Below are 8,091 nucleotides of genomic sequence, written 5' to 3'. Positions count from 1 at the left end.
CATCCCGCTTTCATTTATGTGACCGATAAATGAAAAACCCCCTTTTCGCTTATAACCGCAGTGGAAATTTTTGGATGAGTTATTGATATGTCATTGAAAGTAGATTTTATCCGTATGCAAGTTTTGCAATTGCCATCTACGCTTTAATTTAAGAAGAGGTTTTGCTGAACACCCTGCGGTTCATAGCCTTCGACCTGGCACACAGGTTGCTGCTCTGGCAGTGAGGTGCGAAAGATTCTCTTCCGGGAGCCTCCACTACTCATACGAACGGCTCTTATCCTGTGCTAAAAAACGAAAGGACGGCATGCCATGAATATATTCGATCACTATCGCCAGCGCTACGAAGCTGCCAAGGACGAAGAGTTCACACTGCAGGAGTTTCTTACCATTTGTCGGCAAGATCGCAGTGCCTATGCCAATGCGGCAGAACGGCTATTGATGGCTATCGGTGAGCCAAACATGGTTGATACTGCCCTGGAGCCACGGCTTTCCCGTCTTTTTTCGAATCGGGTAGTCGCCCGATACCCGGCGTTTGAAGAGTTCTATGGTATGGAAGATGCCATTGAGCAGATCGTCTCCTACCTGAAGCATGCCGCTCAGGGGCTGGAAGAGAAGAAACAGATCCTTTACCTGCTGGGTCCCGTGGGCGGGGGTAAATCCTCCCTGGCTGAACGGCTGAAAGCGCTGATGCAGCGCGTGCCGATCTATGTGCTGAGCGCCAACGGCGAGCGCAGCCCGGTCAATGACCATCCGCTGTGCCTGTTTAATCCGCAAGAGGATGCGCAAATTCTGGAAAAAGAGTTTGGCATTCCGCATCGCTATCTCGGTACGATCATGTCGCCGTGGGCGGCAAAACGCCTGCACGAGTTTGGTGGGGACATCACCAAATTCCGCGTCGTGAAAGTGTGGCCGTCTATCCTCGAGCAGATCGCCATTGCTAAAACTGAACCCGGTGACGAGAACAACCAGGACATCTCGGCGCTGGTGGGTAAAGTCGATATCCGTAAGCTGGAACATCACGCGCAAAACGACCCGGATGCCTATGGCTATTCCGGTGCGCTGTGCCGCGCCAACCAGGGGATTATGGAATTCGTCGAGATGTTTAAAGCACCGATCAAAGTGCTGCATCCGCTGCTGACCGCCACCCAGGAGGGGAACTACAACGGGACGGAAGGTATTTCCGCCCTGCCGTTTAACGGGATTATCCTCGCCCACTCGAACGAATCTGAATGGGTGACCTTCCGTAACAACAAAAACAATGAGGCGTTCCTTGACCGTGTGTACATCGTCAAAGTGCCTTATTGCCTGCGGATCTCCGAGGAGATCAAGATTTACGAAAAACTGCTCAACCACAGTGAGCTGGTCCATGCCCCTTGCGCACCGGGAACGCTGGAAACGCTGTCACGCTTCTCGATCCTGTCGCGCCTGAAAGAGCCGGAAAACTCCAGCATTTACTCCAAAATGCGCGTGTATGACGGCGAAAGCCTGAAGGATACCGACCCGAAAGCCAAATCGTACCAGGAATACCGCGATTACGCCGGGGTCGACGAAGGGATGAACGGTTTGTCGACGCGTTTCGCGTTTAAGATCCTCTCCCGCGTCTTTAACTTCGACCACGCGGAGGTGGCCGCCAACCCGGTTCATCTGTTCTACGTGCTGGAACAGCAAATTGAACGTGAACAGTTCCCACAGGAGCAGGCTGAACGCTACCTGGAGTTCCTGAAAGGCTACCTGATCCCGAAATACGCCGAGTTTATCGGCAAAGAGATCCAGACCGCCTACCTGGAATCCTATTCCGAATACGGCCAGAACATTTTCGATCGGTACGTCACCTACGCTGACTTCTGGATCCAGGATCAGGAGTACCGCGACCCGGATACCGGCCAGCTGTTTGACCGTGAATCCCTGAACGCAGAGCTGGAAAAAATTGAGAAACCGGCCGGGATCAGCAACCCGAAAGACTTCCGAAACGAGATTGTGAACTTCGTGCTGCGCGCCAGAGCGCATAACAACGGCCGCAATCCAAACTGGACCAGCTACGAAAAACTGCGCACGGTTATAGAGAAGAAAATGTTCTCTAATACGGAAGAGCTGTTGCCGGTTATCTCGTTCAACGCCAAAACCTCAACCGACGAGCAGAAAAAGCACGACGATTTTGTCGACCGTATGATGGAAAAAGGCTATACGCGCAAACAGGTCCGCCTGCTTTGTGAATGGTATCTGCGCGTGCGTAAATCGTCTTAAAACAAGTGCCCGGTAACGCGCTTACCGGGCCAACAAAATGTCCGGCACTTACGGACGCTGCAAGTTGGCAAATGCAGTACGGGGGATATATGACCTGGTTTATTGACCGGCGTCTTAACGGCAAAAACAAGAGCACGGTGAATCGCCAGCGCTTCTTGCGCCGTTATAAAGCGCAAATTAAACAGTCGATCTCCGAGGCCATCAACAAACGCTCGGTGACCGACGTCGACAGCGGCGAATCCGTCTCCATCCCCAACGATGACATCAGCGAACCGATGTTTCATCAGGGGCGTGGCGGCCTTCGCCATCGCGTGCACCCAGGTAATGACCACTTCGTCCAGAATGACAGAATCGAGCGGCCACAAGGCGGAGGCGGCGGTTCTGGCAGCGGTCAGGGACAGGCCAGCCAGGACGGTGAAGGCCAGGATGAGTTCGTCTTTCAGATTTCAAAAGACGAATATCTCGACCTGCTGTTTGAGGATCTGGCCCTGCCGAATCTGAGAAAGAATCAGCACCGTCAGCTCAACGAATACAAAACCCATCGCGCGGGTTATACCGCAAACGGGGTGCCCGCCAACATCAGCGTGGTGCGTTCACTGCAAAACTCGCTGGCGCGACGCACGGCGATGACGGCAGGCAAACGGCGCGAACTGCGCGAGCTGGAAACCAGCCTGAAAGTGGTGGAAAACACCGAACCGGCGCAACTACTGGAAGAGGAGCGCCTGCGAAAAGAGATCGCCGAACTGCGGGCGAAGATCGACCGGGTACCGTTTATCGACACGTTCGACCTGCGCTATAAGAACTACGAAAAACGTCCGGAGCCTTCCAGCCAGGCGGTGATGTTCTGCCTGATGGACGTGTCAGGTTCAATGGATCAGGCCACCAAGGATATGGCTAAGCGTTTTTATATTCTGCTCTATCTGTTCCTGAGCAGAACGTATAAGAACGTGGAGGTGGTCTACATCCGCCATCACACTCAGGCGAAAGAGGTGGATGAGCATGAGTTTTTCTACTCGCAGGAGACCGGTGGCACCATCGTGTCGAGCGCCCTGAAGCTGATGGATGAGGTGGTGAAGGAGCGCTACGACCCGGCGCAGTGGAACATCTACGCCGCCCAGGCATCGGATGGCGATAACTGGGCGGATGACTCGCCCCTGTGTCATGAAATTCTGGCGAAGAAGATCCTGCCGGTGGTGCGCTACTACAGTTACATTGAAATTACCCGTCGCGCCCACCAGACGCTGTGGCGCGAGTATGAGCATCTGCAAGCGATGTTCGATAACTTTGCGATGCAGCACATTCGTGACCAGGATGACATCTATCCGGTCTTCCGGGAACTGTTCCAGAAACAGTCTTCCACCAGCAACGCATGAATCAACAGCCAGCGCTCCCGCTGGCTGTTTTCTTTCAGCCCTCTCCCTCCCGTGCTAATGTAGCAAGCTACGTATTGGCTAATCACAGGTGAAATCGTTATGTCTGATGACGTGACCGGGACGACAACCCATCAGCAGCTAATCAGCTTATTAACCGAGCAGGAGGCGCACTTTCGTGTGGTGGCGCATGAGGCCGTAGGGAAATGCGAAGCGGTCAGTGAAATTCGCGGGACCGATCTCCGCCAGGGAGCAAAAGCGCTGGTCTGTAAGTTAAAAGGCAACGGCGTTAAGAAACATATTCTGGCAATCCTCGCCGCCGATCGGCAGGCCGATCTGAGCCTGCTGGCCAGCCATTTCGGAGGGCTTAAGGCATCTCTCGCCAGTCCGGCCGAAGTGGATGCGCTTACCGGCTGCGTTTTCGGCGCCATTCCCCCCTTCAGCTTTCACCCGGATCTGACGCTGGTCGCCGATCCGTTGCTGTTTGAGCGCTTTGACGAGATCGCCTTTAACGCCGGTCTGCTGGAAAAATCGGTGATTATGGATACCCAGGACTATCTGCGTATCGCCCGTCCTGAACTGGTGTCGTTCCGTAAACAATAAATACAGAGGCTGGCTAACGGTCAGCCGTTTTCCAGCAGCAGCACAGAAGTAATCAAAATAATCGCGATGATAAAAAACGATGAGGAGATAATCAGCGTTTCGACAAACATAGGATCGTTCATGATGCCCTCTGCCTTGCCCATTTCCCTTTTTTTTACTCCCGCAAAATGACAGTTAAATGACAATGACGCGTCCGCGAAATGACAATTTTTCGCTGAAACGATTCGCTGTTAACTCCCCTCCCCCGTATAAAGTCACTGTTTAAATACTTTATTTGTTACCGGTATCACGAAAAGAAATTTACGTAACCCCGATGCCAGATCTCGCAATTGTTAACCTTTTCATGATGGTTAACCTTGTTTACGGAGCACCTCATAAATAAACCTTACACTGGCAAGGTGAATACAATGACCGAGATAATTACCCGTAAAGAAAAAATCAGTTATGGGTTAGGCGATATGGCGAGCCATATTGGGCTGGATAACGTCATTATTTTTCTGACGTTTTACTATACGGACGTGGTGGGGTTACCTGCCGCATTCGTGGGCACTATGTTTCTTCTGGCGAGAACCGCCGATGCCATAATTGATCCGGCGATGGGCTATATCGCAGACAGGACGCGTACCCGCTGGGGAAAATTCCGCCCCTGGATGCTGTGGCTGGCGCTGCCCTTTGGCGCAAGCTGTCTGCTGACCTACGCCGTGCCGGCGTCGCTCGACCTGCACGGTAAAATGATTTTCGCCACCGTCAGCTATACCCTGATGATGCTGATGTATACCGCAATCAATATTCCCTATTGCTCCATGGGCGCGGTAATTACGCCCGACAACGATGCGCGAATTTCCCTTCAGTCTTATCGCTTTTTCCTTGCCACGCTGGGTGGCGCGTTGTCGACATTCTTTATGATGCCGCTGGCAGAGTTTTTAGGCGGCGACGATAAATTACTGGGCTACCGCTGGGCGATGGCCATTATGGCGACCGTCGCGGTGATCATGTTCTGGATCTGCTTCGCCAATACGCGTGAACGTATTAAGGCTCCCGCCACCCACAATAATTATCTTGCGGAACTGCGGGATTTATTACGAAACGACCAATGGCGAGTTGTCGCCGTCCTGGTATTAACCAATATTGGTTTTGGCGTTATTCGCCTTGGCGCAATGATGTATTTCGTCACTTATTATCTCGGTAGCGCAAGCTATTTTATGTGGATGCTCGGGGCGCATATTCTCGGGAAAGCCGCAGGCAGCGCGCTGGCCAAACGTCTGACGCAGAACGTCAGCAAAGTGCAGATGTTTGGATATTGTTCCGTACTGGCGGGGGTACTCAGCATCGCCCTGTTCTTTGCGCCTAAGTCGGTGCTTATTCTGGTGCCCATGACGTTTATCGTCTCCACCCTTTACCAGGCCACCACCACGCTAATGTGGGTGATGATGGCGGATGTCGCCGATTACGGCGAATGGAAACAGGGCAAACGCATGGACGGCGTGATCTTCTCCACCTTCCTCGCCGTACTCAAGCTGGGGATGGCGATCAGCGGCGCGATTGTTGGCTGGACGCTGGGCTTAAGCGGCTATGTTGCCAATGCCCCGGAACAAACTACCACGGCCATGTACTGCATCATCGCCCTCTTCACCGTCGTACCTGGCATCTTGTCGCTCTGCGCGTTTGCCACGCTGCGCTGGTACAAGCTCGACGACAGCACAATGCAATCCATCCATCTCGCCAAACACCCTGTTTAGAAGGACGCATTATCCATGAGTGAGCTGATTCAACATTCCAACTGTATCGAATGGCGTTTTGAACGCCAGATCCTGCGCATCGAACCCTGGGGAGAAAACAGTCTTCGCGTCAGGGCCACCTGCTCCCCGGCATTTGATGACGCCTTACAGGCACTGTTACCCGCCGCCCCTTGCCAGGCCGAGATTGTCGCCGAAGCGGAAAGCCTGACGCTGCGCAACGGCAATATTACCGCGACCCTGAACCTTAAAGGTCAGTTGGCCTTCTACAATCAGCGCGGCGAACTGCTGCTGGAGGAGATGTGGCGCCAGCGTTCAACGGTGGGTATCGGTGCCAGCGAGAAGAGTCAGGATAAATATGTCAGCGCCCTGAAGCTGGATGGCCGCGAATTTAAACCGCTGATGGGCGGCAAATATCAGCTCACCGTCCGGTTTGAATCGCGTCCGGATGAACGCATCTATGGCATGGGTCAGTATCAACAGCCGTGGCTGGATCTGAAAGGCTGTACGCTGGAGCTGGCTCAGCGCAACTCCCAGGCCAGCGTGCCCTTTATGCAGTCCAGCCTTGGCTATGGCCTGCTGTGGAACAACCCGGCGATTGGTGAAGCCAGCTTTGCAAAAAATCAGACGGAATGGCGCGCCCGCGTCACAGGAGAGATGGACTACTGGATCACCGCCGCTGACACGGTGGCGGAGATCACCCGCCAGTATGTGAAAGCCACCGGTACTCCGCCCCCCGCCCCGACGTTTATCAGTGGACTGTGGCAGTGCAAATTGCGATACCGCACCCAGCAGGAGGTGCTTGAGGTTGCGCGGGAGTATCGCCGCCGTAATCTGCCGCTGTCGGTGATGGTCATCGACTTTTTCCACTGGCCGAATCAGGGCACCTGGTGCTTCGACCCCGTAGACTGGCCCGATCCTGAAGGCATGGTCGACGAGCTGCGCGAAATGGGTATTGCGCTGATGGTGTCGGTGTGGCCAACGGTAGAGGCGCGCAGCCCCCTCTACCCGCTGATGAAAGCCAAAGGCTGGCTAGTCAGCAGTGAGCGCGGCGTGCAGGTCAACCTCGATTTTATGGGCAATACCACCTTCTTTGATGCGACCCATCCAGAGGCGCGGAAATTCGTCTGGGATACGGTGAAGAAAAATTACTACGACATGGGCATTAAGCTGTTCTGGCTGGACGAAGCGGAGCCGGAATATCGCGCCTATGATTTTGACAACTATCGCTACCACGCCGGTCCGGTACTGGAAGTGGGCAATCGCTACCCGCGTGACTTTGCGCAGGGCTTTTACGATGGGCTCCAGGCAAACGGCGAAACCGACATTGTTAACCTGGTACGCTGCGCCTGGGCAGGCAGCCAACGCTTCGGCGTGCTGGCGTGGTCGGGTGATGTCCACTCCTCGTTCCATGCTTTTCGCAATCAACTCGCCGCAGGACTGAATATGGGGCTGGCGGGGATCCCATGGTGGACGACCGATATCGGCGGCTTCCAGGGAGGGAACGTTAACGACCCGGCGTTCCATGAATTGCTGATCCGTTGGTTCCAGTGGGCGGTGTTTACACCGGTTCTGCGCATGCACGGCTATCGCGAACCGCAGATCCAGCCCCCGGAGCGCTACCGTGACGGCATTCCTCAGTGTAACAGCGGTTCGCCTAATGAGCTGTGGAGTTACGGAGAAGAGAATTACGCCATCATGCAGCACTGGCTTACCGTGCGCGAAACCCTGCGCCCATATATTGACGCCCTGTACCAGCAGGCGCATCTGCACGGAGACCCGCTCATGCGTCCGCTGTTCTGGCACTATCCGAAGGATAAGCAGAGCTGGGCGTGTGAAGATCAGTATCTGTTTGGTGAAGATCTTCTGGTGGCGCCGGTTATGCAGGCCGGTCAGCGTGAGCGCGATGTCTGGCTGCCGACGGGCAATAGCTGGATCGCCCTCAACGGTGAGCGCTACGCCGGTGGGGAGCATATCCGGGTGCCTGCGGCGCTGGAAACCATCCCGGTGTTTATCCGCGAAGGGAGTCCGCTTATCCAGCAACTGGTGGACTGACGTCAGGCAAGTGCCCAAAAATAGACAATTTTTTCAGTAAAGCCTGCCTGCCGTCGCGTTTGCGCGTAAAGTAAGCAGGCTTA

6 protein-coding genes are annotated in these 8,091 nt (G+C 54.4%); 5 read left to right on the top strand and 1 reads right to left on the bottom strand.

Annotation, left to right across the window (positions count from 1 at the left end):
• Positions 1–309: 309 nt before the first annotated feature.
• From yeaG to HP459_RS04975, 3 genes are all read left to right on the top strand, one after another.
• Positions 310–2,244, top strand: coding sequence for a protein kinase YeaG (gene yeaG / locus HP459_RS04985; protein ID WP_006809140.1), 1,935 nt, complete (start codon positions 310–312; stop codon positions 2,242–2,244).
• An 89-nt stretch (positions 2,245–2,333) separates the two neighbouring features.
• The gene (locus tag HP459_RS04980; protein WP_017384692.1) at positions 2,334–3,617 is read left to right on the top strand and encodes a YeaH/YhbH family protein; all 1,284 of its coding nucleotides are present in this window, start codon (positions 2,334–2,336) and stop codon (positions 3,615–3,617) included.
• Positions 3,618–3,716: 99 nt separating this feature from the next.
• On the top strand, positions 3,717–4,217 hold the full coding sequence (locus HP459_RS04975; RefSeq protein ID WP_171935985.1) for a YbaK/prolyl-tRNA synthetase associated domain-containing protein: 501 nt from the start codon (positions 3,717–3,719) through the stop codon (positions 4,215–4,217).
• 20 nt (positions 4,218–4,237) lie between these two features.
• Here the strand turns inward: HP459_RS04975 and yoaI are convergent, their stop codons facing one another.
• Positions 4,238–4,339: a small membrane protein YoaI gene (yoaI, locus tag HP459_RS23480; protein ID WP_237764893.1), complete on the bottom strand. Its 102-nt coding sequence runs from the start codon at positions 4,337–4,339 to the stop codon at positions 4,238–4,240.
• A gap of 285 nt (positions 4,340–4,624) precedes the next feature.
• Here yoaI and HP459_RS04970 point away from each other — a divergent pair, with 285 nt between their 5' ends.
• Together HP459_RS04970 and HP459_RS04965 are read left to right on the top strand one after the other, a co-directional pair.
• The gene (locus HP459_RS04970) at positions 4,625–5,956 is read left to right on the top strand and encodes a glycoside-pentoside-hexuronide (GPH):cation symporter (RefSeq protein ID WP_023305891.1); all 1,332 of its coding nucleotides are present in this window, start codon (positions 4,625–4,627) and stop codon (positions 5,954–5,956) included.
• A gap of 15 nt (positions 5,957–5,971) precedes the next feature.
• Positions 5,972–8,008 (top strand): glycoside hydrolase family 31 protein, encoded by a 2,037-nt coding sequence (locus HP459_RS04965; protein WP_171935984.1) that lies wholly within the window; start codon positions 5,972–5,974, stop codon positions 8,006–8,008.
• Positions 8,009–8,091 lie beyond the last annotated feature (83 nt).

The organism is Enterobacter sp. CM29 (assembly GCF_013179605.1).
GTDB lineage: Bacteria > Pseudomonadota > Gammaproteobacteria > Enterobacterales > Enterobacteriaceae > Enterobacter > Enterobacter intestinihominis.
This window is presented reverse-complemented; position numbering and strand designations above follow the sequence as displayed.

Coding starts and splice junctions, on each gene's coding strand:
- yeaG (WP_006809140.1), top strand. CDS start 310: ATGAATATATTCGATCACTATCGCCAGCGCTACGAAGCTGCCAAGGAC.
- HP459_RS04980 (WP_017384692.1), top strand. CDS start 2,334: ATGACCTGGTTTATTGACCGGCGTCTTAACGGCAAAAACAAGAGCACG.
- HP459_RS04975 (WP_171935985.1), top strand. CDS start 3,717: ATGTCTGATGACGTGACCGGGACGACAACCCATCAGCAGCTAATCAGC.
- yoaI (WP_237764893.1), bottom strand. CDS start 4,339: ATGAACGATCCTATGTTTGTCGAAACGCTGATTATCTCCTCATCGTTT.
- HP459_RS04970 (WP_023305891.1), top strand. CDS start 4,625: ATGACCGAGATAATTACCCGTAAAGAAAAAATCAGTTATGGGTTAGGC.
- HP459_RS04965 (WP_171935984.1), top strand. CDS start 5,972: ATGAGTGAGCTGATTCAACATTCCAACTGTATCGAATGGCGTTTTGAA.